General features: G+C 59.7%; 1 protein-coding gene. It reads left to right on the top strand.

The window, feature by feature from the left end:
* Window positions 1–92 precede the first annotated feature (92 nt).
* Entirely contained in the window at window positions 93–1,124 is a 1,032-nt protein-coding gene (locus CQ13_RS15245) for an IS110 family RNA-guided transposase (protein WP_057843687.1), read from the top strand.
* Window positions 1,125–1,373 lie beyond the last annotated feature (249 nt).

The raw sequence follows: 1,373 nt of genomic DNA, 5'->3' as shown, positions 1-1,373 counted from the left end.
CGCGATTGATGCTGTGGACGGCGCCCACTCTGCGGCATCGAAGTGCCATAGGGTGGTTGCGTTGAAGCAAACCACTTTGAGGGGAGCCGTCCATGGGCGAGGTTAGCACGATTGGTCTCGATATTGCGAAGTCGGTCTTCCAGGTTCACGGCGCAGATGTTGATGGCGCGGTTGTGATCCGCAAGCGTGTGAGCCGCACCAAGGTGCTGGAGTTCTTCTCGACTTTGCCGGCTTGCGTTGTTGGCATTGAAGCCTGCCCAAGTGCCCATCATTGGAGCCGTGAGCTCCAGGCGCTCGGCCATACGGTGCGGCTGATGCCGCCCAGTTATGTGAAGGCTTATCTCAAGCGCAGTAAGAACGACGCTAATGATGCTGCGGCGATCTGCGAGGCAGTGACACGTCCGTCGATGCGTTTTGTGCCGACCAAAAGCGAGCAGCAACAATCAGGCCTGATGCTGCATCGCAGCCGACAGCTACTGGTCCGTCAGCGAACGATGCTGTCGAACGCGATCCGCGGTCACCTGGCCGAACTCGGCATTATCTCGGCAAAGGGGCGCAACGGCACAGCCGAGCTGTTCAAGATCATTGCTGACGAGAAGGATGGTCGGATACCCGCGGCCGCACGGTTCAGCCTCGATGTTCTTGCCCGCCAACACGCCGCGATCGCAGCTGAGATCGGAGCTATCGAGAAGCGCATCCATGCCTGGCATCGTTCAAGCGAAGAAAGTCGCCGGCTCGAGCAGATCCCAGGCGTTGGTCCCATCGTCGCCACCGCCCTGGTCTCAGAAGTCGGTGATTGGAACGAGTTCTCGTCCGGACGAAGCCTGGCCGCCTGGATCGGGCTTGTTCCCAAGCAGCATTCGACCGGCGGCAAGGAACGTCTGGGTAGAATCTCAAAGCAGGGAAACCGGTATTTGCGATGGCTGCTCGTCACGGGCGCCATGGCCGTTATCCGATATGCGCGGCAGCATGGCACGCGGCGCCTCTGGCTTGCGCATATTATGGAGCGCCGGCCGATCAAGGTCGCCGCCGTGGCGCTTGCCAATAAAATTGCGCGCATGGCCTGGGCCATGATGGTACGCGGAGAGCAGTTCAAAGAGCCAAGATTGCTGCCAGCAGCATAGACAATAGGAGTTTCAACGATTGGCGAGGGCATGACGACGTAATGCAGATACGGTTGTTCCGGGGATTGGGAGAGCCCGTTTGGGTCAACGCACTTTCAAGTGCATGCGAACGATTGGGACCCGATCCGCGCAGAGCATTAGGGCCAGCGGCTACACCTGCCGCATCAACAGGCCGGACACGTGACCGCACCCGACCAATGCTGCAAAACGTCAGAAAGTTCTTGCCAGGGCGCCGTCCACACGTGACCC

The sequence above is a fragment of the Bradyrhizobium retamae genome, from assembly GCF_001440415.1.
Taxonomy (GTDB): domain Bacteria; phylum Pseudomonadota; class Alphaproteobacteria; order Rhizobiales; family Xanthobacteraceae; genus Bradyrhizobium; species Bradyrhizobium retamae.
The sequence above is the reverse complement of the archived record's forward strand: the minus strand, read 5'-3'. Positions and strand labels throughout refer to the sequence as shown.

Coding starts and splice junctions, on each gene's coding strand:
- CQ13_RS15245 (WP_057843687.1), top strand. CDS start 93: ATGGGCGAGGTTAGCACGATTGGTCTCGATATTGCGAAGTCGGTCTTC.